Origin of the sequence: Companilactobacillus kedongensis (assembly GCF_003946625.1) — a bacterium.
GTDB lineage: Bacteria > Bacillota > Bacilli > Lactobacillales > Lactobacillaceae > Companilactobacillus > Companilactobacillus kedongensis.
Genome location: NZ_RHOR01000001.1, coordinates 130,818 through 155,524, shown reverse-complemented (window position 1 = coordinate 155,524; position 24,707 = coordinate 130,818). Strand labels below are relative to the sequence as shown.

General features: G+C 36.0%; 25 protein-coding genes and 1 other annotated feature. Of the genes, 4 read left to right on the top strand and 21 right to left on the bottom strand.

Going from position 1 to position 24,707, the window contains the following annotated elements:
- Window positions 1–13: 13 nt before the first annotated feature.
- From mltG to EKM60_RS00685, 4 genes are all read right to left on the bottom strand, one after another.
- Window positions 14–1,162 (bottom strand): endolytic transglycosylase MltG, encoded by a 1,149-nt coding sequence (gene mltG / locus EKM60_RS00700; protein WP_125711620.1) that lies wholly within the window; start codon window positions 1,160–1,162, stop codon window positions 14–16.
- Between the two features lie 52 nt (window positions 1,163–1,214).
- Window positions 1,215–3,623, bottom strand: a complete 2,409-nt coding sequence (gene pheT, locus EKM60_RS00695; RefSeq protein WP_125711619.1) for a phenylalanine--tRNA ligase subunit beta — start codon at window positions 3,621–3,623, stop codon at window positions 1,215–1,217.
- A 4-nt stretch (window positions 3,624–3,627) separates the two neighbouring features.
- A complete protein-coding gene (gene pheS / locus EKM60_RS00690; RefSeq protein ID WP_125711618.1) occupies window positions 3,628–4,674 on the bottom strand; it encodes a phenylalanine--tRNA ligase subunit alpha in 1,047 nt (348 codons plus the stop codon).
- A 53-nt stretch (window positions 4,675–4,727) separates the two neighbouring features.
- Window positions 4,728–4,910, bottom strand: a binding site (T-box leader).
- 48 nt (window positions 4,911–4,958) lie between these two features.
- On the bottom strand, window positions 4,959–5,717 hold the full coding sequence (locus tag EKM60_RS00685; protein WP_125711617.1) for a TrmH family RNA methyltransferase: 759 nt from the start codon (window positions 5,715–5,717) through the stop codon (window positions 4,959–4,961).
- A 65-nt stretch (window positions 5,718–5,782) separates the two neighbouring features.
- On the opposite strand from EKM60_RS00685, the gene EKM60_RS00680 reads away from it, so the two are divergent.
- Both EKM60_RS00680 and yidC read left to right on the top strand, forming a co-directional pair.
- Window positions 5,783–6,058 carry an acylphosphatase gene (locus EKM60_RS00680; protein WP_125711616.1) on the top strand — a complete coding sequence of 92 codons (276 nt, stop codon included), beginning with the start codon at window positions 5,783–5,785 and terminating at the stop codon, window positions 6,056–6,058.
- A gap of 56 nt (window positions 6,059–6,114) precedes the next feature.
- Window positions 6,115–7,104, top strand: coding sequence for a membrane protein insertase YidC (gene yidC, locus EKM60_RS00675; protein ID WP_125711615.1), 990 nt, complete (start codon window positions 6,115–6,117; stop codon window positions 7,102–7,104).
- 494 nt (window positions 7,105–7,598) lie between these two features.
- Here the strand turns inward: yidC and EKM60_RS00670 are convergent, their stop codons facing one another.
- Entirely contained in the window at window positions 7,599–8,519 is a 921-nt protein-coding gene (locus EKM60_RS00670; protein WP_125711614.1) for a LysR family transcriptional regulator, read from the bottom strand.
- Between the two features lie 130 nt (window positions 8,520–8,649).
- Between EKM60_RS00670 and metE the strand changes: the two genes are divergently transcribed.
- Complete coding sequence (metE, locus tag EKM60_RS00665; RefSeq protein WP_125711613.1) at window positions 8,650–10,896, top strand: 5-methyltetrahydropteroyltriglutamate--homocysteine S-methyltransferase; 2,247 nt, start codon at window positions 8,650–8,652, stop codon at window positions 10,894–10,896.
- A 1-nt stretch (window position 10,897) separates the two neighbouring features.
- Entirely contained in the window at window positions 10,898–11,761 is an 864-nt protein-coding gene (gene metF, locus EKM60_RS00660) for a methylenetetrahydrofolate reductase [NAD(P)H] (protein ID WP_125711612.1), read from the top strand.
- Between the two features lie 41 nt (window positions 11,762–11,802).
- Here metF and EKM60_RS00655 read toward each other — a convergent pair whose 3' ends face one another.
- The 16 genes from EKM60_RS00655 to thrS form a co-directional block, all read right to left on the bottom strand.
- Window positions 11,803–12,903, bottom strand: a complete 1,101-nt coding sequence (locus EKM60_RS00655) for a sensor histidine kinase (protein ID WP_125711611.1) — start codon at window positions 12,901–12,903, stop codon at window positions 11,803–11,805.
- Window positions 12,900–13,586 carry a response regulator transcription factor gene (locus EKM60_RS00650; protein ID WP_125711610.1) on the bottom strand — a complete coding sequence of 229 codons (687 nt, stop codon included), beginning with the start codon at window positions 13,584–13,586 and terminating at the stop codon, window positions 12,900–12,902. Before EKM60_RS00650 ends, EKM60_RS00655 begins: the two co-directional genes overlap by 4 nt.
- Before the next feature lie 203 nt (window positions 13,587–13,789).
- The gene (gene gndA / locus EKM60_RS00645) at window positions 13,790–15,211 is read right to left on the bottom strand and encodes an NADP-dependent phosphogluconate dehydrogenase (RefSeq protein WP_125711609.1); all 1,422 of its coding nucleotides are present in this window, start codon (window positions 15,209–15,211) and stop codon (window positions 13,790–13,792) included.
- A gap of 72 nt (window positions 15,212–15,283) precedes the next feature.
- Window positions 15,284–15,841, bottom strand: a complete 558-nt coding sequence (locus EKM60_RS00640) for a YceD family protein (RefSeq protein WP_125711608.1) — start codon at window positions 15,839–15,841, stop codon at window positions 15,284–15,286.
- A complete protein-coding gene (locus EKM60_RS00635) occupies window positions 15,841–16,932 on the bottom strand; it encodes a nucleotidyltransferase family protein (RefSeq protein WP_125711607.1) in 1,092 nt (363 codons plus the stop codon). Before EKM60_RS00635 ends, EKM60_RS00640 begins: the two co-directional genes overlap by 1 nt.
- 8 nt (window positions 16,933–16,940) lie before the next feature.
- Window positions 16,941–17,669, bottom strand: coding sequence for a class I SAM-dependent DNA methyltransferase (locus tag EKM60_RS00630; protein ID WP_125711606.1), 729 nt, complete (start codon window positions 17,667–17,669; stop codon window positions 16,941–16,943).
- On the bottom strand, window positions 17,669–18,025 hold the full coding sequence (gene rsfS / locus EKM60_RS00625) for a ribosome silencing factor (RefSeq protein WP_125675648.1): 357 nt from the start codon (window positions 18,023–18,025) through the stop codon (window positions 17,669–17,671). The genes EKM60_RS00630 and rsfS overlap by 1 nt, the downstream gene beginning before the upstream one ends.
- Window positions 18,026–18,628, bottom strand: a complete 603-nt coding sequence (gene yqeK / locus EKM60_RS00620) for a bis(5'-nucleosyl)-tetraphosphatase (symmetrical) YqeK (RefSeq protein ID WP_125711605.1) — start codon at window positions 18,626–18,628, stop codon at window positions 18,026–18,028.
- The gene (locus EKM60_RS00615; protein WP_125711604.1) at window positions 18,621–19,256 is read right to left on the bottom strand and encodes a nicotinate-nucleotide adenylyltransferase; all 636 of its coding nucleotides are present in this window, start codon (window positions 19,254–19,256) and stop codon (window positions 18,621–18,623) included. The genes yqeK and EKM60_RS00615 overlap by 8 nt, the downstream gene beginning before the upstream one ends.
- 13 nt (window positions 19,257–19,269) lie before the next feature.
- Window positions 19,270–19,587 carry a YhbY family RNA-binding protein gene (locus tag EKM60_RS00610; protein ID WP_125711603.1) on the bottom strand — a complete coding sequence of 106 codons (318 nt, stop codon included), beginning with the start codon at window positions 19,585–19,587 and terminating at the stop codon, window positions 19,270–19,272.
- A gap of 29 nt (window positions 19,588–19,616) precedes the next feature.
- The gene (yqeH, locus tag EKM60_RS00605; RefSeq protein ID WP_125711602.1) at window positions 19,617–20,732 is read right to left on the bottom strand and encodes a ribosome biogenesis GTPase YqeH; all 1,116 of its coding nucleotides are present in this window, start codon (window positions 20,730–20,732) and stop codon (window positions 19,617–19,619) included.
- Window positions 20,719–21,246, bottom strand: coding sequence for a YqeG family HAD IIIA-type phosphatase (locus EKM60_RS00600; RefSeq protein WP_125711601.1), 528 nt, complete (start codon window positions 21,244–21,246; stop codon window positions 20,719–20,721). The genes yqeH and EKM60_RS00600 overlap by 14 nt, the downstream gene beginning before the upstream one ends.
- Window positions 21,247–21,308: 62 nt before the next feature.
- Complete coding sequence (gene rplT, locus EKM60_RS00595; RefSeq protein ID WP_125711600.1) at window positions 21,309–21,665, bottom strand: 50S ribosomal protein L20; 357 nt, start codon at window positions 21,663–21,665, stop codon at window positions 21,309–21,311.
- 32 nt (window positions 21,666–21,697) lie between these two features.
- Window positions 21,698–21,895, bottom strand: coding sequence for a 50S ribosomal protein L35 (gene rpmI, locus EKM60_RS00590; RefSeq protein ID WP_025024860.1), 198 nt, complete (start codon window positions 21,893–21,895; stop codon window positions 21,698–21,700).
- A gap of 14 nt (window positions 21,896–21,909) precedes the next feature.
- Window positions 21,910–22,440 carry a translation initiation factor IF-3 gene (gene infC / locus EKM60_RS00585; protein ID WP_057763533.1) on the bottom strand — a complete coding sequence of 177 codons (531 nt, stop codon included), beginning with the start codon at window positions 22,438–22,440 and terminating at the stop codon, window positions 21,910–21,912.
- Window positions 22,441–22,629: 189 nt separating this feature from the next.
- On the bottom strand, window positions 22,630–24,576 hold the full coding sequence (gene thrS / locus EKM60_RS00580; RefSeq protein WP_125711599.1) for a threonine--tRNA ligase: 1,947 nt from the start codon (window positions 24,574–24,576) through the stop codon (window positions 22,630–22,632).
- Between the last annotated feature and the right edge of the window lie 131 nt (window positions 24,577–24,707).

Sequence of the window (24,707 nt, the reverse complement as noted above, 5' to 3'; positions counted from 1 at the left end):
ATCTAACTTCGGACTATTGTCCTAATGAAGAATTCTTAGTTTCGTGCTCTTCAAGAGTATGTGAGTAATAAACTTTACCCGTCTTCAAGTTGGCGACGAAGTATAGATAATCTTCATTTCTATCGGAAGGATTCAAGACGGCTTCGATAGATTGTAAACTTGGTGTATTAAATGGACCAGGTCCATATCCCTTATTCTTATATAAGTTATATGGAGATTTTACACTGGTATCCTTATTTGTCAAACTAGTTTTATGTGTGTTTAAAGCGTACATAACAGAGATATCTGATTGCAATGGCATATCTACATCGATACGGTTGAAGAATACACCAGCGATCTTCTTACGATCCTTGTTAGTAACACCTTCACGTTCAACCAATGAAGCAAGTGTTAACACTTGTTGAACTGTTAAGTTCTTCTCCTTGATTTGATCATAATAAGGTCTCATCTTCTCATCTTCATTAGCGACCATTTGGTTAACTAATTCCTTCATAGTCATCCCCTTATAAAGTCCATAAGTGGCTGGGAACAAGTAACCTTCAAGATGATATCTGACATTTTTCTTCTTCATTGACGAATCCAACAATTCAGGATACTTCTTTTGAAGTGTAGCCAAATACTCCTTGTTCTTCATTAACTTCAAGAAATCCTTCTTCTTAAAGTTAGTGCTCTTTTGAATTTGATCACCAATTTGATCGATCGTTACACCTTCACGGACTAGTACAGTATCAGAAGCTGCACCGGTAGGCACGGCACTTCCACCCTTTTGCAATTGTTTAACGACTTCGTTCATCGACATTGATTGCTTAAAATGATAGTATCCGGCCTGAAAATCAGTGTAATTTTGAGCCTTAATATAGAAATTAAAAACAGTACCACTTTTAATAACTTTATCTTGCTCTAATTCTTTAGCAATATCTTTGCTAGAAGAACCTACGGGAACTTTCACCACGATCTCATCGGTATTCTTTGAATTATATGGTTGTAATGAACTATTAACGTAATTAAATCCAATAATAGCCACAACGACCGCTAAAACAGCGATAACCCCAACGATCCAGTATGCAATATGGTTTGCAACAGTTCGTTCTTTAGCACGTGTTGAAATTTTATCCTCTGATTCTTTCTTTAATGCTTCTTTCTTGTCATCCTTTTGGCTCAAGACACAGCCTCCCGAGTTAATTTATTAAATTATACCATTAGTTTGGGCGCTATTATCTTATTTCCACATTAAATTTTTGAACAAGACTTTCTTTAATAACATCAAAAGCTTGTTCAACTGTTTCGTCAGTTAGTGTGTCATTAGGGTTTTGGAAGACCAAATGATAACCCAATGACTTATGTCCCGGTTTGACGTGTGAACCTTGGTAAAGGTCAAAGATATTAGCATCAATCAAGTATTTGCCACCATTAGTGAAAATATCATTGACGATTTGTCCGCTTTCAACATCCTTATCAACTAGAATAGCCAAGTCACGACTTACACTAGGGTATTTAGGTGCTGATTGCGATTGAACCTTGCGTTTATTAAGTTCAAACAATTCATCAATATTCAATTCAAAGACAAATGTATCGTCAACATTATGTTCGCTTTGGTAACTAGGATGTAGTTTACCAATATAACCGACCCTTTGTCCATCTGCTGTTATAAATGCTGATTGTCCTGGATGTAAGTTAGTAATTTCATCAGTTGCAACATATTCAAAATGACTCTTAGCATTTGTAAATGAAAGCAATTCTTCCACAATACCTTTAACGTCATAGAAATCTACTGCCTTTTTAGTAGTATTCCATGAATCATTAGCAATATTTCCACTGACTGCACCAGAGATATATTCAACTTCAGCTGGACGATCTTCACCTTGCTGACGATCAAAAATTCTTGCTTGTTCAAAAATGGCGACGTCATTATTGTTTCTAGCTTGATTGTAAGCAACATTATTGACCAATCCAGGAATCAAACTAGTTCTGAGATATTCATGATCTTCTGTCATTGGATGTAACAATTTAGTTAAATTGGTTTCTTTGATATTGAAATCTTTAACTTCATTCTTGCTTAAAAGTGCAAAGTTGATAACTTCGTCTAATCCTTGGCTTAACAACGAGTTACTTAATTTATTACTAAACTCACGTTTTGGAGAATAACCACCACTAGTTTCCATACCTGATGGTAATGTTCCCTTCAAGTTGTCATATCCATAAATTCTAATAACTTCTTCAATAAGATCTGCCTCAATTGCCATATCCCAACGTCTTGTAGGAATCGTAACTGTAACTGCATCACCATCAAGTTTAGCTTCAAAGCCAAGTTGATCAATGATTTTCATAATCTTATATGAAGATAGATCTAATCCCATCAAATGATTAATGTGCTTAATGCTACCAGTGATAACGGTTGGTTTAGCTTCTGTCCTACTCCCAACGATTTCTTGAGAGATAACACTTACTGAACCAGTTTGATCGACCAATTGAACAGCACGCTCCAAAGCTTCAGAAACGCTGCCATTATCAACGCCCTTTTCGTAACGGTTTGACGCATCCCCACGAAGATCATGACGTTGAGCAGACTTACGTACACTTGCTCCATCAAATACAGCACTTTCAAGTAATACATTCTTGGTATCTGCTGTAACACGGGCTTCAATTCCGCCAGCAACACCAGCTATACCTAAGATTTGTGCGCCAGATGCTACAACAAGGTCGTTGTGACTCAATGACTTTTCAGTATCATCCTCTAGTGTAAATTTCTCACCGCTCTTGGCATTTCTTACAACCAATTTGTTTTCTTGTAACTTATCAAGATCATAGGCTTGAATAGGTTGACCATATTCGATCATAACGTAATTAGTAGCATCAATGACATTATTTACCGGTTGAATATTTTGATTCCACAAACGACGTTGCATCCAGAGTGGACTTTCACCAACTGTAATATCCTTTAATTCACGTAATAAAAAGTCAGGAACTAATTTATCATCTTTTACTTCAGCAGTAATATCAGATAATTCTTTAACTTTTGAATCATCTAATTCTGCCTTCTTAATATCTGGTTTTTCATCATAAGTAGCACCAATTTCCCAAGCGGCACCATGCATACCTAAAGTATCAGCTCTATTAGGAGTAATATCTAAATCAACCATTTCATCAGTTAAGCCTAATAATTCTAGGGCATTTGAGCCAGTTTTTTCAGCTTCTGGAAAAACATAGATCCCATTTTGGAAGGCTTCTGGAACATATTTTTCAGGAACACCGATCTCATCTAATCCACAGATCATACCGTTAGATTCGATGCCACGGATCTTACCATGCTTGATACGTTTTCCTTCCGGCAAATGTGCACCATGTCTAGCAACAATGACATATTGTCCATCAGCAACATTAGGAGCACCACAAACAATTTGAATGTCTTCATCTTCGCCAACATCAACGGTACAAATATTTAAATGATCTGAATCTGGATGAGACTTGATACTAGTAATATGACCAACAACCAATTTATCTAATCCTTGACCCAAGGTTACGGGACTTGATTCAATACCTGTTAATGATACTTTATTTGCTATTTCTTCAACGGTATGAGTAACCGGGATGTACTCTTTTAACCAATTTAGTGAAATTTTCATATTACTAATTTACTCCTTTGAATTGTTCTAAGAATCTAACATCATTTAGATAGAAATCACGAATATCAGTGATCCCATATTTAAGCATAGCGAATCTCTCTGGGCCAAGGCCAAAGGCGATACCACTATATACAGTTGAGTCGATACCAGACATTTCCAAAACATTAGGATGAGTAAGTCCAGCACCTAAAACTTCGATCCAACCAGTATATTTACAAATACGACAACCTTCCCCATTACAGTTGAAACAAGAAATGTCAACTTCAACTGATGGTTCGGTAAATGGGAAGTAACTTGGACGGAAACGAATTTCTCTGTTTGGTCCAAAGACGTGACGACATAAGGCTTCTAGTGTTCCTTTTAAATCTGCCATGCTGACATTTTTATCAACAACTAGACCTTCAATTTGATGGAATTGATGTGAATGAGTAGCATCGTCATCATCACGACGATAAACAACACCTGGTGAAACAACCTTCAAAGGTCCCTTTGAAAAGTCATGAGATTCCATATCACGACCTTCTTGAGCAGATGTTTGTGTTCTCATCAATAATTCATCAGTCAAATAAAATGTATCTTGCATATCACGTGCAGGGTGATCCTTAGGGATATTTAATCTCTCAAAATTATAGTGGTCTTCTTCAACTTCATGACCAGCGTCAACACGATAGCCAAGACCAATAAAGAACTCTTCGATGTCTTCGATCGTCTGTTTCAAAATATGTCTTGTTCCGATTGTTCTTGATTGTGCAGGCAAAGTTACATCAATTTTTTCATCTTCAAGTTTCTTGGCAATCATTTGTTGATTCAATTCATCCATTTTTTCTTCAATGGCTAATTGAATATCTTTTTTAACATTATTAGCTAAAGTACCAATTTCTGGTCGTTCTTCAGCGGGAACATCTTTCATACCACGCAAGGCCTTTGTGATAGGACCCTTTTTACCCAAGAGATTAACTCTCAAATCGTTTAATTCTTGTAATCTTTCAGCACGTTTGGCTTCGTTAATACCATTTTTTCTTAAATCTTTTAACTTATCATTTAATGACATATTTTCCTCCTACACGAGTTACTATTTCTACACAAAAAAAGTCCTCATCCCAAATAAGGGACGAGGACTCGCGGTACCACCCTAGTTCATGTTAAAGACATGCACTCAAATGGCTATATAGTAACCAACTTTAAAACTCCGAAAGTGAATTCACTAATTCGTCTGTCAAATCTTCTCAGTTTCCGATTCTTCCTGTCACAAACTTGTTAGTTACTATTTTTCTTCAATGTTTTAATTATTAATATATCTACGATTATACAAAAAGTATTTATTTAATCAAGTTTCTAGATCTTTAAACCATACAATAAAATACCTGCTGCAACGGCAACGTTAAGCGATTCAGCCTTGCCTAAAATTGGAATATAGATATTTTTATCTGTTTCTTTTAAAATATCTGCAGTTAAACCATGTGCTTCATTACCCATGATCACAGCAAAATCAGATACTTTAGTTAATTCAGTATATGATTGTGCTTGGTCGTTTACTTCTGAACCGTAAACAGGCATGTTTGATTTTTTAGCCAATTCGATAGCTTTAGTTAGATCCATACGATAAATTGGCAAGTGGAATTGACTTCCTTGCATAGCACGTTGAACTTTTGGCTGATAAAAGTCCGCAGAATCAAGACTTGTGATCACTCCATCATATCCAGCGGCGTCAGCTGTTCTAATAATGGTTCCGACATTACCAGGATCTTGGACATCTGAAAGCATGACCCATTGTCCAGATAATTCAGTTAATTCGGCAGTTTTTTGAACTTCGATCACGGCAAAAATTCCTTGAGGTGTCTTAGTTTCAGATAAACTTTGTGCTATATCATCTGAAATTCCGATTGCATCATCATAGTATTTTTTAACTAAACGGTCGTCTTCATTGTTTTCAGTTACCAAGATCTTGATGATCTTTTGTCCATTAGCATCAGCTTCACGAACTAGATGAAAACCTTCAATTAAGTAAGTACCAGTTTTCTTGATATACTTAGTAGCAGAAAGTTTAGCAATCTGTTTTATCTCGTCATTTTTTTTAGATTCAATGTATTTCATAGGTTTCTTCCCTCTTGTTTTATAATTAGATGGTAACATACACAACAATCTGGAGTGAAAATAAAATGAAACATCTTTCAATTAAAGTAACTGGCTTCGTACAAGGGGTCGGTTTTAGATATTCAACCGTTCAAGTGGCCAATGATGTAGGCGTCAATGGCACTGTTAAAAACGAGCGCGACGGATCTGTTTCTATTGAAGCTGAGGCAGATGAGCGCCTGCTATATATTTTTCTAAGTAAAGTTCAACAATCTCCATCCCCATTTGGAAAAGTAAAACATTTGGATTATACTTTCTCAGATAATTTAAAATCATACAAGAATTTCAAGGTCATTGGTTGAAAGACCAAATGCTTTAAAGTATATTACTTTTATATGATTAAAAGGGTGGTTTATAATTGAATAAAAAATTTATCAAATACGTTTCAGTGCTATCAGTCGTTGTAGTGCTGGCATTGGTCGTCTCAGGTTGTGCTCAAACAGGCGCTCATATGCATGCACCAACTGGCGGACCCTACGGACTGATCTACAAGTATCTTGGGGTTCCTTTCCAAAACTTGATTTTAGCTACAGCTAAGATAGTTGGCGGTAAAAATGCCTACGCTTGGGGAATCGTTATCATTTCCTTCGTTGTTCGTTTACTACTATTGCCACTTTCTTTGAACCAACAATACAAATCAACAACACAACAAGAAAAAATGCGTGCTGTACAACCACAATTAGCCTTACTTCAAGAAAAACAAAAAGAAGTTAAAGATCCTGCTGTTTCTCAAAAATTAAGTGCTTTAATGATGGATATTTACAAGAAGAATAATTTAAGCATCACCGGTGGAATGGGATGCTTGCCATTGTTACTTCAAATGCCGATCTTGATTGCTATTTATCAGGCTGTGCAATATTCAAAACAAATTGGTTCAGCTGTCTTCTTGTCGATCCCACTTGGTAAACCAAGTTTTGTCATTGCAATGGTTGCTACTGTTTTCTACGTTATCCAAAGTTGGATGTCACTACAAATCGTTCCACAAGAACAAAGAAAACAAATGCAAATGATGTTGTTCATGAATCCAATGTTCACATTCTTCATCTCAATGTATGCTTCAGCCGCCTTGGCTCTTTATTTCTTAGTCGGTGGTGTTGTTATCTTGATTCAACAAGCATTAACAAACTATGTCATGGTTCCTAAAGTTAGACGTGAAACTGACGAATATCTTAAAGAACATCCAATCGAAGTTGTTGTTAATGAAGAAATACTTGAAAAGATCATTAACGGCTCATCAAATGGTTCAGCTAAAGCCGTTGAAGGTACTGAAAGTTCTGATACACCTAAGGATGAACATGCTAAATTACGTGAATTAAATAAGGGTAAACAAAATATTGATAAAAAATAGTTAGCTATTTTGGTATAAAAAGTGTATTCTTATTTGTGCAGGTAGCCTACCTGCAATGTGATTGCATTATACATTCCAAAGATTTCTATAATGTAGTCTCGGACCTATACCTAGGATTGGTATGGGTCTATTTTTTTGTATTTTTGTTAACAGCCGCAGAAGGATCAGAGTAATTCCACCTGTCGTGTAGAATTACTCTGATTCTTCTTGCTATTACTTAATAAAATTAATTAACACCCTTCAGATATGCTTATATTGCACATATCTGAAGGGTATTTTTAATTCTGTATTTATAATACTAATGCACTACAAAGATACGGAGCTTGTGAGAACAAAATTTGCCTGTGGTTAAAATTCCGTTAGACCGGCGATTTGTGCCGATCTTACGGAATGGACGCTTTCGAGATTTGCGCAAGCAAAGCTCAAAAGCGAGTTCCAAGGTCAAGGCTTGGAACGGTCCAACCACAGGCAAATTTTGTTCTCACAAGCGGAGACTATATAATATCAAAACCATAACCTTTAATATGCTGCTTCAACATCTCTAAATATGTTTCCGCAATCGGACTAAGTTTCAACTGTCTAGGTTTAAGCCATCCCAATGTCATTGAATCATCGACATCAAGTGGGATCGCTACGATTTTGTCATCATTCAAAGCACTACTAATTATCCCCGAGCTGATCGTATAGCCATTTAAACCAACCATCAGATTAAAAATAGTTGCACGATCACTGACTTTAATACTCTTTTTATGATCTAGCGTACTCAATATTTCCTCTGAAAAATAAAATGAATTACTCTCACCCTGTTCATAAGATAAATAAGGATAATCAACCAAATCATCTAAACTTACTTTATCTTTCTTTGTTAAAGGATTTTGACGCCCAACAAAGACATGTGGCCAGGCCTTAAATAGAGGTGTAAATACTAAATCCTTTTCCTTGAATAATTTTTGCATGACTCTTTCATTAAAATGATTTAAATACAAAATCCCGATTTCACTTTTAAAACTAGTCAAATCACTTAAAATATTTTCAGTTTCGGTTTCTCGCAAGGTAAATTGATACTCATCAGCATCAACTGTTTTGATCAACTGGACAAATGCATGGACCACAAATGCATAATGTTGCGCTGATACTGAAAAAGCCTGTTTTCTGACAACCTGTTTTTGATATCTGCCTTCTAGCAGTTGCACCTGATCCAAAACTTGTCGAGAATATATCATAAATTCACGTCCCTCATTTGTTAGAGAAACACCGAGCTTACTACGTTTTAAGATCGTAATACCCATTTCTTTTTCCAGTTCTTTGATGGCATTCGACAAACTAGGTTGAGTTAAATATAACTTTTTGGCTGCTTCATTGATCGATCCCATTTTGACGATTGTTTCTAAATATTCCAACTGTTGAATTCGCATCTTTACCCTCCTGTTTTTATAAGTATATGTCAGGTTATAGTTTTAAACTATAATAACTAATTGTTTTTCTCAGTTACCCAATCTAATCTAACGATGCTAATGTATATACCAATAACAAGGGGGCTTTCATATGACAACATCAATTATTGGTTTTCCACGCATCGGTGAAAAACGTGAATTAAAATTTAAAACAGAGAAATATTTCCGTAAGGAAATTTCGGAACAGGAACTACAAGACTTCGCTAAAGAACTGCGGTTAAAGCATTGGCAGTTGATCAAAGACGCTGGTATCGACGATATTCCCAGCAACGATTTTTCATTCTTTGACACAACTTTAGACACCGCCTTTCTCTTTAATATCGTTCCTGAAGCAAACCAGAATCTAAAATTATCACAACTAGACCGCTATTTTGCTTTAGCACGTGGCTACCAAGGTGAAAAAGGTGACATTAAAGCCCTCCCCATGAAGAAATGGTTCAATACTAATTACCATTATTTGGTTCCACAATTTTCTAAAGCAACTGACATTAAGTTAACCGACAGCAAAATTTTTGACGAATTTAAAGAGGCAAAAGAAGCTGGCATAAAAACACGTCCAGTCATCGTAGGACCATTTACATTACTTAGTTTAAGTGAATTTCACGATACCGATCGAGAAAATTTTGTTGATGATCTCATTTCCGCATACAAAGAAGTATTCCAAAAGCTGGCCGCTGAAGGTGCTGAATGGATTCAATTAGACGAACCAGAGTTAGTGAAAGACGTTGTTGGTGATGATAAAGAATTATTCAAACAAATTTATCAAAAATTACTCAACAATAAATTTGGCTTAAAAGTGTTGATCCAAACTTATTTCGGCGATGTACGCGATGTCTATAATGATTTGATCGAGTTACCTGTCGAAGGCATTGGTCTGGATTTTATCGAGGGACGCAAAACTAAAGAACTTGTTCAATCGGGATTTCCTGATGACAAAATACTTTTTGCTGGTATCGTTAATGGCAAAAACATCTGGCGCAATCACTATCAGCATTCTTTGGAACTGTTAAAGAGTCTTGATGTTAAAAACATTGTTCTATCAACATCCTGTTCTCTTTTGCACGTGCCTTTCACCATTGAAAACGAAGAGTTTCCTGAAGAAATAAAGAATCACTTTGCCTTTGCTAAAGAAAAATTAACGGAATTAGTTGAAATTCAAAATATTCTAAATGGTCAAGATACTGTAGCAGAATCACAGAATATTGCATTATTTGAGAAAACTCGTGTAACTCCAAACCAAAAAGTTGCCGAAATAATTAAAAATCTCAACGAAGATTCATTTACCAGAAAACCTTCATTAGAAAAACGTGCCCAGATTCAAAAAGAAGAATTCAATTTACCACTTCTACCAACAACAACCATTGGATCCTTCCCACAGACTAGAGAAGTCAAAAAAACTCGTTCTAAATTTAGACATCATGAAATTTCTCAAGCAGAATACGACAAATTTATTGCTGGACATATTGATGAATGGTTAAAATGGCAAGAAGATATTGGTCTGGATATTCTTGTTCATGGTGAATTTGAACGTAATGACATGGTTGAATATTTTGGTCAAAACCTCGATGGATACCTCTTTAGTAAAAATGGTTGGGTACAATCATATGGTACTCGTGGGGTTAAACCTCCAATCATCTGGGGTGATGTAGCCAGAACTAGACCTATCACAGTTAAATGGTCAAAATATGCTCAAAGTAAGACTAAAAAAATCGTTAAGGGTATGCTGACAGGTCCTGTTACTATTTTGAACTGGTCCTTCCCTCGTGAAGATATTTCTATCAAGGAATCTACTTTGCAGATTGCTTTAGCAATTCAAGAAGAAGTGCTTGATCTCGAAAAAAATGGTATCAAGATTATTCAAATTGATGAAGCTGCCCTTCGTGAGAAACTACCATTGAGAAAAACTGATTGGTATTCTGAATATCTGGATTGGGCCATCCCCGCTTTTAGATTGGTTCACAGCCAAGTCAAACCTGAAACTCAAATTCACACTCACATGTGCTACAGTGAATTTACTGATATCATCCCCGCTATTGAAAGTATGGATGCTGACGTTATCTCCTTTGAAGCATCACGTTCAAATCTAGAAATCCTTGATGAATTACAAAAACAGCATTTTAAACTACAAGTTGGTCCTGGCGTTTATGACATCCATTCACCTCGTATCCCTTCTGTCAACGAAATCACTGATACGATCCATGCCATTCTTTCAAAAGTACCTAAAGAAAAAGTTTGGATCAATCCTGATTGTGGTTTAAAGACACGTGGGATCACCGAAGCTAAAGCCAGCGTTGAAAATTTGACTACTGCTGCTAAGGAAGTAAGAAAGGAGCTTTAATATGGCTGAAACGACAATTGGCTCCACCTTATCATTTGAAGTCTTTCCTCCCAATTCTAAAGTGGGCGTTGATAAATTGACCAAAACCTTAGATGACTTAAAAGAACTTCATCCCAGTTTTATTAGTGTGACCTGCAGTAATCACAATGTAGATTACGAAAAAAATACTATCAAATTAGCCAAACATGTTCACAACGAATTAAATCTGCCCGCAATGGTCCATATGCCGGCTGCTTACGTAAATAAAGAACAAGTCAGTCGGATACTTAATGAATTGGAAGAACTCGATATCAACCAAGTATTGGCGTTGCGTGGCGATATCGTCGATGGACATGCGCCTGAAACTGATTTTAAATATGCCAGTGATCTAAGCAGGTTTATCAAGTCACAAAAACCAAATTTTGAAGTCAGTGGTGCCTGCTATCCGGAGGTACATCCAGAATCAGCAAATCGAGTCGATGATATCAAGCATCTGAAAGAAAAAGTTGACGCCGGTTGTGGTCAATTGATAACGCAGCTTTTCTATGACAATGAACAGTTTTTTAGATTTCAAGAAGAGTGCGCCATTGCCAATATCAATGTACCGATCCTGGCTGGCATTATGCCAATCATAAATCGTAAACAAGCACTGCACGTTTTGGAAAATTGTGCCGCACACTTACCTAAGAAATTCCTGTCAATTTTAGATAAATACAAAGACAACCCAATTGCACTACGCGATGCTGGCTTAGCTTATGCAGTAGATCAAATTGTCGATCTCGTAACTAACGACGTTTCTGGAATCCATATCTATACAATGAATGACTCCAAAACTGCTAAACATATCTACAAAAATACCGCTTCTTTTTTTAAATTTGAAGACTAAATAAATAGCCGATGAGAATTGAATTTCTCATCGGCTATTATTTAGTCTTTTTTCTTATTATCTTTTTTTGGTTTATCATCATCGTCATCATCCGGTTCAATCGTTACGATCGGTAATTCAATCTTAAAAACTGTTCCAGAACCGACGACACTTTCAACTTCCAAACTACCATGATAGATCTCGATCAATCTTTTGACTATGGAAAGCCCTAGACCGTTTCCACCACGTTTTCTAGAGCGAGCCTTGTCAACTCTATAGAATCTATTAAAAATGCGTTTAAGGTCATTTTTAGCGATTCCTAGACCATAATCTTGAACAACTACTTCCAGCAATGCGGAGTTAGTTGAGGCTGACAGACTAATCTCTTTACGATCGGCTGAATACTTAAAGGCATTATCCAATAGAATAACCAAAACTTGTTCCAGGTGATTGCGATATATCTGGACTAAACTGCCCTCTCTAATATCATCATCAAAATTGATCACAAAATCAGGGTGCAACATCTTAAAGTCATTATAAACTTGAATAAATAGTGGCTTAACTTCTGTTGTTTGCTTCAGATAATCACTGTCGATCTGTTCAACACGAGTTAAATCAAGCATTTCTTGAATCAATGACTGCATACGTTTCAATTCTTGTAATGAAGAATTGATCGAATCGTTTAAGACTTCAGGGTCATCTTTACCCCAACGTTGCAACATGTTCAAGTGACCTTCCAAAACAGCAACTGGAGTTCTCAACTCATGAGAAACATCCTCAACGAATTCTTTTTGCTGATTTGTATAAGCTTGCATACGATCCAACATCTTATTGATATTGACAGTTAAATCATAAATTTCGTCATCGCGTTTACGAAGCTTGATTCTGGAATCAGAGTCAGGCTTTTTATTTAAGTCATCGATTGTACGATTGATAACCTTCAAATTATTCAGAACTTGATTGACTGCTAAATAACTTATCAAGACGCCGATAAGGAATATCACTACCCCACCGACGATCAATTTAAGATTAAAGGCTTGAATCTCGTTGGCAGTAGCTATGCCATCAACTGTTTTTGAAGCGATAACTGCCACAATTACGTAGGCCGCCAAAATAACCAGAGATATCAACGAGGTCCATTTGAATTTGATTGAAATTCTCATCGTCTCATCACATATCCTTTACCACGAACTGTTGAGATATAACTAGGTGCACCACCACGGTCGATCTTGTTTCTAAGGTACTTGATGTAAACATCAACGACGTTTGTCTCTGTACTTGAACCTGAACCCCAGACACGTTCCAATAAGTCGTCACGGCTCAAAACTGTGCCTACATTTTCCATCAAAGCACTTAATAAATCATATTCACGTCTTGTAAGGTCGATCACTTCACCATTACGTTTCAATGTTTGAGTAGTCTTATCGATAACCAAGTTCTTGTACTTCAAAACTTGATCATTATTTCTTGTAACATCGATATCTAAATCGATTCTTCTAAGCAAAGCACGGATTCTTGCAAGAAGTTCCTCAATCGCAAATGGTTTAACGATATAATCATCAGCACCATGATCGAGTCCTGAGACACGGTCAATAATAGAATCACGTGCAGTCATCATAATAACTGGTGTGTTCTTTTCTTGTCTGACACGACGACATACTTCAATTCCGTTTAATTCTGGCAACATCAAATCAAGCAAAATCAAATCCCACTCTTCATTCAATGCGGCTTCTAGACCTGTACGGCCATCTCGTTCTACGGTTACATCATAATTTTCATGTTGTAACTCAAGTTGAACGAATTTGGCCATGTTTTCTTCATCTTCAATAACAAGTATCTTAGCCATCTTATTCTCCTATATATTAAATAATCTTTAATCATAACTTAATCAATTTTATTTGTATTGCCCGTCTATGGACATGCATTAATGATTTTAACATATAGCAAATATTAAAAGAAGGCAAGTTTTTATTTTTATTCTTTCACAAAAATTTAGAAAGTAAAAAAAAACCTCAGATAAACTTAATTATCCGAGGTTAAAATTAATTTCTATTGTTCCTTGTACCATGTGTAGTGGAAAATACCTGGTTTATCATTTCTCTCATAAGTATGAGCACCAAAGTAATCTCTCTGAGCTTGTACTAAGTTAGCTGGCAATACTTCTGAACGATATTGATCGTAGTAAGAAACGGCTGACATGAATCCTGAAACAGGAATTCCTGCTTGAACAGCATAGCTTACAACGTCACGAACAGCAGCTTGATACTTTTCAACGATATCTTTAAAGTAATCGTCTAACAACAAGTTATCAAGATCAGCATCTTTGTCATATGCATCAGTGATCTTTTGTAGGAATTGAGCACGGATGATACATCCAGCACGCCAAATTTGAGCAATTTCACCATATTGTAAATTCCAATCATAGTGATCTGAAGCAGCTTTCATTTGAGCAAATCCTTGAGCATAACTCATGATCTTACTGAAGTATAAAGCCTTGCGGATCTTTTCAACGAATTCATCAATATTTATTTCTGGTTTATTTGCTGGTGCAGCAAGAACCTTGCTTGCCTTAACACGTTCATCTTTATAAGCAGAAATGTAACGTGAATAAACAGCTGAAGTAATAAGTGATTGAGGTACACCAAGTTCAAGTGCACTTTGTGAACTCCACTTACCAGTACCTTTGTTACCAGCTTTATCCATGATCTTATTAACGATAAAGTCATCGCTGCCTTCGTCATCTTTTCTTGTTAGGATCTCAGCTGTGATTTCGATCAAGTAACTTGAAAGCTCACCCTTATTCCAGTCCTTGAAGACATCAGCAACTTTGTTCAAGTCGTTGTTGAATAAGTGTGTCAACAAGTTATAACTTTCAGAGATCAATTCCATATCACCATATTCAATACCATTATGTACCATCTTTACATAATGACCGGCACCATTTGGTCCAATATATGAAACACATGGAGCACCATCTTCATCTGCTTTAGAAGAGATTTGTTCCAAGATAGGGGCAACTAGATCATAAGCTTCTTTTTGACCACCTGGCATCAATGAAGGTCCTTCAAGAGCACCTAATTCACCACCGGAAACTCCCATTCCGATGAAGTTGATACCGGATTTATCTAATAATTCACTTCTCTTAATAGTATCTTCGAAGAATGTGTTACCACCATCGATCAAAACATCACCTTTATCAAGTAATGGGATCAATTCTTTGATAACAGCATCTGTACCTGCACCGGCCTTGACCATCATCAAGATACGACGTGGTTTCTCCAATGAAGCAACAAAATCCTCAATTGTATAGCTTGGTACCAATTTCTTATCAGGATGTTCTTTAACAACATTCTCGGTCTTTGAACCAGTTCTGTTGAAAATAGCAACCTCATATCCACGGCTTTCAATGTTAAGGGCTAAGTTCTTACCCATAACAGCCATTCCAATAACACCAATTTGTGGTTTTGACATACTAATACCTCCGACTTGTAATTACTTACATATTTAATAGTAACAAAAAAACAAAAAAGGAGTATAAAAAAACTACTCCTCTTCGTTATTATCTTTAAATAAATTTTTAAGTTTAGCAAATTCAGGATTAACTTGTTTATCCTCTTCCTTTTGCTTGTTGTATTCTTCTTCTGAAATAACAGTCCAATTATTACCTGATGGCATAATATTTTCACTGCGTTCCTTCTCAGTCAAAACTTGTGTCGGAATATTCAATAGAATATTATCCAAAACTGATTCGTACACATCAATTACCGGATCTTCTTCATCGATCGGAATAATGATCGTATCCTCTTCAAATTCTTCAGTATCAATATTATCGATGTTATAAGCTTCGTTAATACGAAATTTCAATGGTACTGAAACTTCCTCAAGACTTCTGGTTGATGGCAAAGTAACATTTGTTGCTACTTTGATATCTGAAATAACTAATCCGTTATCATTAAATAATTGACCATCAACATTTACTTTTCCAACGTTCAAAATATCTTTTGAACGACTCTTTAATTCTGTTTCCAGATCGATTTCCTCTTTAAAAGAAAATGGCTTATCTTTGTACTTTCGAATATCTGAAACATTCCAATTAAGCATTAATCTTTTCCCTCCATAAAAGGAATTTTTCCAAAATTTTGTTCTCTATTATCTATTAGCTTTCTAATACTATCAGCTTTTAAGTCCAAGCTCAAAGTATTACGCTCGTTTTTCCCTACTCTGACAATAAATTCAGAGTCCTTTTTCAACTCATTTAAGTAATTTTGACCAATTCGATCAAACCCAAGAACTCTTAAATAAGGATCATCATAGACCGCATTGATCTCTTCATCATGAATATTCATCAATGTGTACAGAGCTAGTCTTCGCAAACGTGCTCTAGTATATCGTTTGGACTTCACACCATCCAAGAATCCAGAAAAATCATCATTCGAGATTTCTTTCTTGAATTTATTTTCCAATCCTTCGACCATTTGATAGATACCATGCAGCTCACAAGAAGAGTCACTCAAGATCCGATACTTTAAATAGGGAAATAAATCATCCCACGAGATAATTTTATCATTTTTCAAAGCTGACAATGAACTCTTAGGTACCGAATCCTCGATTGTAATTCCATCATGAAAATCTTGTCTGATCTTAGTTGCACTGACAGATCCTTGACGAATAATCGTGTTTACTTTCATTGAATAAGCATTTTTTAAAATCTGCTGGACGTAATTTATTCCCAAAAGTTGATTGGGATGTTCCAACACATCGATCCCAGATTTTTTATAGAACTCAGTCAGGTTTGTTGCATAGTTATTTTGATAATCCTGCTTAAATTCTGTGTTGAGTTCTAACATTTCACTTGCTACTGATTCAAAATCTAGATCATTTTCAGTGCCAAATACCAGATTATTTACTTTCAACTTATCAAGCAGTAATATCGCACCTTTTGCAAACAAATCAGCTGGTTCAACCGCATAAGCAAATGGCAATTCGACAACTAGATCGACCCCATTTTCAATGGCGATTTGAGCTCTTTTCCATTTGTCGAGAACGGCAAAATCACCTCGTTGTACATAATTGCCAGACATGACGGCAATTAAAACATCGGGGTGAAATTTTTGTTTTATTTCATCTATAAATAACTTATGTCCATTATGAAATGGATTAAATTCAGCGACAAATCCGTAGATTTTTTGCATATTAACCTCTATTTCTGAGCAGAGAAAAACCAGCGATTTGAATCATCCAAAACCTCAGAATTGCCAAAATCAGCACTGACCGAGATATTTTTGAAACCTGTATCTTTTAAAATATCAACAAAAGTTTCAATTGGATAGGTTCTCTCACGATGGATCTCAGTGTTAACTGAGTATCCACCAATTTTTTCATTCCAATCAAAGAATGTCAATTCATGTTCGATACTATGAGGATATTCACCCTCAAAACTACTCCACATGAAGGCTGAATCTTCACTCTTATGATTGAACATATAACCTGGAAATACTTCATCCATTTGGTATAAGGAATGAGCATCAAATAAATAACGTCCACCTTCATTTAAATGTTCAAAAGCTTGGTTAAATGCAATTTCCAACTCTTCTTCACCATTCAAATAACAGATAGAATCATCAAAACATGTTATGACATCATATTTTTTGAAATCATATAGATCCATCATATTACTTTGAATAAAGGGAATTTCAACCTTATGATCGGCTGCTTTTTCCTCAGCAATTTTGAGCATTTCTTCGGACAGATCCGTTCCAGTTACCTGATAATTACCAGCCAACTCAATCGTAAGATCTCCTGTACCACAGGCTACATCTAATAAATTCTTAGCTTCATGAGCCTGTTTTTGAACATAGTCAGCCCACTTTGCATATAGTGAATCATCCATCAATTCACTGTAGACACGTGCAAATGAATTATAAATCATTATTCAGTTACCAAGTTTGAAATATCAACACTTGGAGCATCTGACCAAAGTTTTTCCAAATTGTAGAAGTCACGTTCTTCAGAAACAAAGACATGAATAACAATATCGTGTAAATCGATCAAGATCCACTTAGAATCACGTTTACCTTCAACATGACCTACTTCGACATCGTTCTTGCCCATTTCATCCAAAATAGCTTGAACAATAGCATCTACTTGACGTTGTGAACTTGCGTCCATAATGACAAAGTAATCAGCCATAATACTTACTTCACTAATATTTAACACACTAATATCATTAGCATGTTTACTATCTGCTGCCTTAACAGCAATTTCCATCATTTCTTTTGAATTCAATTAAAGTTCTCCTTTAGCTATCCAATAATTGTAACTATCAAAGGTTGTAGGATAGATTACGCGATTTTTCTTTACCAAGTATGCCACTGAATGTTTAAGTTCAAATGCAACAGCAGCATCTATGGATTTTTCAGCATATTTGCGAGCTTTATCAATACCCGGAAAATCTCTTTCCGGTTCAATAAAGTCAGCAACAAAGACACACTTATCGACTCCCGTCATGTTTGTCGATCCAACAGTATGACGACGAATTGCATTTAAAACATCCTCATCATAAATACCTAACTCATCTTTAACGATCTCTGCACCGACAATTCCATGCCAAATGGCATTTCCATAATTCAGTAGATCTTTATCCAGATGTTTAGTTTTAATAACTTCTATAAATTCTTCATCAGAGCGTTCTTTAGCATAGTCATGTAAAAGGCCAGCTAATCCAGCTCTATCAACATCGATCTTGTATTCCGCAGCTAAACCACGACTAGTTTTCTCTACTCGTAAACAATGGTTGAATCGAAAGTCACTCAATTGTGTCTTCATACGATTCAACAATTCGTCACGATCAAGATTGTGTTGAACATTTTCATAATTGAACTTAGTCAAGATATAACCTCCTATTCTTTATATACTCCTCGACTTTTTTGGGAACAATGTATTTAATCGACTGTCCCTTTTTAACATGTCGGCGAATCATACTGGAACTGATTTCTAATTCTGGAGTATTTACCCAAAGTATAGGATATTTAGACTTCTTCTCAAAGCCCTTTCGACAGACTCCAACAAAATGAACCATGTTAACTAGCTCATCAATATGGGCCCACTTCGACAAATTCTCAACCATATCTCCACCGATAATGAAATAATATTCAGTATCTGGATTATATTGCTTGAGTAATTTGATGGTTTCATATGTATAGCTGATTCCACCACGGTTTACATCGGTTAGATCTAAATCAAAGTGAATATTATCTTCAATTGCTAGTTTGATCATTTTGATTCGATCGTCACTATCAATCGGACTCTGTTTCTTAACACCACGATGTGGTGGGATCTTATCTGGTAAAAATAAGATCTTGTTTAAACAAAGTTGTTCTGAAACTTGATCAGCTATCACTAAATGCCCTAAGTGAATTGGGTTGAAAGTTCCACCCAAAATACCGACATGACGTTTTTTATGATTTGTTTGAAATTGTGGTTTTACTTTAGTTAATATTTGTTGTTGTGTGTTCATTTTTCATCACTTATTACTGAATATTTTCTAATTCGTTCGAATACTTACGATATTTGATTTTAGGTGCTTTCTTATAGAAAACCATCTTTGAACCGATTGTTTGAATATGGACGATTTTTTCGTCGAATTCTGCTAATGCTTCAATTAACTCACTTGGCTCAACTATAGTATTTTGAAGTAATGATACTTTGATCAATTCATTTTTGTTGATCAACAATTCAAGTTGATTCAAAAGATTTTCACTGATTCCTTCTCGTCCAACTTGAATCAATGGCTTCATAGTGGCGGCCTGACTTCTCAAATAGCGGTTCTTCTTACCTTTTATTATCATTAATTTTTTCCTTATCTCCAGTTTAACAATTAAATGATGGCATCGCGAATAGAAATGCTCACGCCATCCGGAACATATACTCTAACTTTGCTGCCGGCAGGAATTACGACCCAACCTAAACCATAGATAACGATATCTGATTTCTCATGTGCAACGAATTCCTCTTTTTTCAAAGTTGGAAATTCATCGACATCAGATGGTGGTGTCAACATTTCACCTAAATGCTTCTGGTAAAATTCTTCAGCATTGACTGTCTTAGTTCTATGCAAAAGTAAGTTTTGATTTACATAGAAAGTAACATTTGTTTTTTCATCAAGAAAATCAAATCTAGCCAATCCTGCAACAAAGATAGTTTGTCCATCTCTTAATTGGAAAGTTGATGGTCTAAGCGGCTTTTTAGGTGTAACAGCCTTCAGATCTTCATCATTCAAGAAATGAGCTAATTGATACTTGTGGATAATTCCCGGTGTATCGATCAAACTCTTGCCGTCATCCAATGGAATATCAATTCTATCCAAAGTAGTTCCGGGAAATCTTGAAGTTGTGATCAAATTTTTAACATCAGAGTTTTGGCTAATGATCTTATTGATAAGTGTTGATTTACCAGTATTTGTTGTTCCAACAACATATACGTCTTTACCATGACGGTATTTTTCGATCAATCTCATCAATTTATCAATATTGGTACCTTTTTCAGCTGATACCATGATTTGGTTAACTGACTTAATACCATTTTCTTTACTCTTTTGTTGTAACCAGTTTAAAAGACGGTTTTGGTTAACTGACTTTGGCAATAGGTCAACTTTGTTTCCTACTACTAAGATATCTTTATCTCCGACAAAACGTTGTAATCCTGGGATCACACTGCCTTCGTAGTCAAAAATATCAATTACGTTAACGATCAATCCATCTTTTTGGGCGATGGAATCTAATAGTTTCAAGAAATCATCGTCACTGATATCAACATCAGTTATCTCGTTGTAATTTCTTAATCTAAAGCATCTCTTGCAAAAGAGTTCCCGTGAATCATCTTCTTGATATTTTTTCAAGGTAGAATTTTGTACATAGCCAGGCTTTGTTTTATCTTCGGTTTGAAGTTCAGCTCCACAGCCAATACAATACATTTTTTCACTAGTCTCTGTCATTTAATGAATCCTTCCAATTTAAATTTGAATCATGACTCTGCATAAATTTTAAAAGAGGACGTTCAAAAAATCTATTCACACGAGTTTTTTTAGCATCGGTATCAACCAATGGTTTTACTAAGACTGTTTTTAGACCTGACATATTACCAGCTAAAACATCTGTCATCACTTGATCACCGACAAATAAAACACTTTGCGGATCGATCTGCATCTCATGTAAGTGTTTCATAATTACAAATGGCAATGGTTTAACGGCTCTGGCAACAATACTTACTGGTAGATCTAATACGGCCTTCTCTACACGTTCATAACTGTTATTTGAAACCACCATTACCTCGACATCTGCACGATTCATTTGATTAAGCCATTTTCGTAGTGACAAATTATATTCGTTACTATCCCATGGCAACAAAGTGTTATCAAGATCAGTCATTATTGTTGTAACGCCCATTTTTTTTAAGTCTTGAGCATCAATATCAGTAATTTTATTGAGCATAATATATGGTTTAAACATTTTCAATCCTCTATCCTTAGTAAAAAAACGTAATTTGGAATGTCCAAATTACGTTTTCATCATTAAGCTAAAGCTTTCTTAGCTGTATCTACTAAACTTGTAAATGCCTTTGGATCTTCAATAGCAATTTGTGCTAGCATCTTACGGTTGATGTCAACATTTGCTAACTTCAAACCATGCATCATCTTGCTGTAGCTGATATCATTCAATCTTGCAGCAGCATTGATTCTAGCGATCCATAACTTACGGAAATCACGTTTTCTTTGACGACGATCACGGAATGCATAACGGTATGAAACCATGATTTGTGTATGTGCTGCTTTAAAAGTGATATGTTTTGATCCACGATATCCCTTAGCTAATTTTAATACCTTTTTACGACGTTTGCGAGTTACTGTTCCACCTTTTACACGTGGCATAATGACTCCTCCTTTAAATTATCAAAAATTAATTAGTATGTAGCGAGCATTTGCTTGATACGCTTCATATCACTTGCATTTACCATGCCTGGCTTAGCCAATTGACGACGTTGCTTCTTTGTCTTACCGTGGAAACGGTGACTTGTATAAGCATGACTTCTCTTCCAGCCACCATTAGCAGTTTTCTTAAATCTTTTTGCTGATGCGCGGTGTGTTTTTTGTTTAGGCATTGAAAGTCCCTCCACTATTTTTTCTTATTATCTTTTGAACTAATTGGATCAAGCATTAAGAACATGTTACGACCGTCCATCTTAGGCCTTGTAGTTACATTTGCAATATCCTTGGTCTGTTCAGCGACACGGTCCAAAACTTCTTTACCTATCTCTTTATGAGTGATAGCTCTACCCTTAAAGCGAAGAGAAACCTTGACCTTATCACCTTTAGACAAGAACTTACGAGCATTATTAAGCTTTGTATTAAAGTCGTTATCTTCAATAGTAGGACTTAGTCGTACTTCTTTTAAACTAACGGTTTTTTGTTTTTTACGTGCTTCACGATTTTTCTTTTGAAGTTCAAATTTATATTTACCGTAGTCCATGATTCTAGCTACGGGTGGGTTTGCACCAGGGGACATAAGTACTAAGTCCATACTAGCCGCATCAGCTAAACGTTGTGCTTCTGCTCTTGGTTTAACCCCAACTTGATCTCCAGTTTCAGAAATTAATCTAACTTCTTTGGCACGAATTTGATCGTTTATTAATAGATCTCTTGCTATGAGTAGCCACCTCCATAATTATTTGGACCCACAAAAAAAGTGGGCGCATACAACGCCCACCATTATTTATACAATCGTATTATAACCTAGAGGCAAACGCATAGGTGAGAAGCGGGCGCTTCTGCTTAATCTCAACAGTTATTAATAATACTATCTTATTAATAAACTGTCAACCAATTGTGATGTTTTTTAGCCATTTCTACGACTAAAGTTATTAATATCAGCTTCAACACTACCTACAAACATGGCAACATTCTCTGAATTAGAATTGTCTTCACCATATTTTCTAACTGAAACAGTTGCGTCAGCCATTTCTTGATCACCAACAACAGCTGTATATGGAACCTTCATTGTTTGAGCGTCACGAATCTTGTAGTTCATCTTTTCGTCACGATCATCGATTTCAGCACGAATATTCTTAGCACGTAATTCTGAAAGAAGATTCTTAGCATATTCACCATGAAGTTTTTGGTTAACAGGAATGATCTTAACTTGCATAGGAGCTAACCATGTTGGGAAGGCACCCTTGTACATTTCGATCAAGTAAGCAATAAATCTTTCCATTGTAGAAACGATACCACGGTGAATCATAACTGGTCTGTGTTCTTCACCATCTGAACCAACGTATGTCAACTTGAATTGTTCTGGTTGCATAAAGTCAAGTTGAATTGTTGATAATGTTTCATCATTACCTAAGGCTGTCTTTGTTTGAACGTCAAGTTTTGGACCGTAGAAAGCAGCTTCACCTTCTGCTTCATAGTAATCCAAGCCAAGGTCATCCATAGCACCTTTAAGCATTGATTGTGATCTGTTCCACATTTCGTCATCATCAAAGTATTTTTCTGTGTTAGCAGGATCTCTGTAACTTAGACGGAATGAGTAATCTGTAATGTCAAAGTCTTTATAAACTTCTACCATTAATTGTAGTGTACGTTTGAATTCTTCTTGAATTTGATCAAGAGCAACGAATGTGTGACCATCGTTTAGAGTCATTTCACGAACACGTTGTAAACCACTTAAAGCACCTGATTTTTCATATCTGTGCATCATACCTAATTCAGCGATACGAACTGGTAATTCACGGTATGAACGGATGTGATGTTTGTAAATTTGGATATGTGAAGGACAATTCATAGGACGAAGTTCAAGCATTTCGCCATCACCCATGTCCATTGGTGGGAACATGTCTTCACGATAGTGTTGCCAGTGACCTGAAGTCTTATAAGCATTTAAGTTCATAAGGATAGGTGTATAAACGTGTTGGTAACCCCAAGCAACTTCCTTATCAATGATGTATCTTTCGATAACACGACGGATAGTAGCACCATTTGGCATCCAGTATGGAAGTCCTGCACCAACTTCTGGGTCAACGAAGAACAAGTCAAGGTCACGTCCTAATGTTCTGTGATCACGTTCTTTAATTTCTGCACGACGCTTCATATCTGCATCAAGGTCATCTTGCTTGAAGAATGCTGTACCATAAATTCTTTGAAGCATTGGATTACTTGACTTACCTTGCCAATATGCACCAGCAACTGATAGAAGCTTGAAGTGTTTCAAACCACTTAAACTAGGAAGAACAGCTGAATAGCCAAAGTCAACAAAGTTATCTAACTTGTAAACTGGAATTTGAACAGCTTCGATGGCACTGATCAATGATGACTTGTATGGGTCGTCTTTGAACATTTCTACAAGTTCTGACTTATCCATCATTGAACGTTCGATCTTGTCATTCTTCTTGATGATCTTTTCCATAGCTTTTTCAATATCTTCAAGCTCATCAACACTGATTTGACCATCTTTGTCATCAGTATCTACATAGAAACCATCATCGTTACTTTGTTTTTCACCAAAGTGTAAGTCTTTTTTGATTTCTTTAGCAGCAGCACCGAATACTAAGCTGGCTGTATTTCTCAAAGTGATCAATGAATCCTTATTATCATCTTGTGATAAAATTTCGATTTTACCATCTTGATTGATAGGACTATCGATATCAACTAGAATACCGCTAACTTTACCTGCAACGGCCTTTTTACCTAGAGATGTACTAATTGACTTAGCAACTTCTAAGACTGTAGTGCCTTGATCGAACTCCTTAACAGAATCGTCTGGGAATTGCAGTTTGATTTTTGACATATCTTGTTTCCTCCTAAGTTTTTGACAACAAATAAAAAAATGCGTCTCTGAAGTATGCATGCAAAAAATTTGCATATATACTTCAGGGACGCATTTCTACGCGGTTCCACCCACATTAAAACTGGACACAA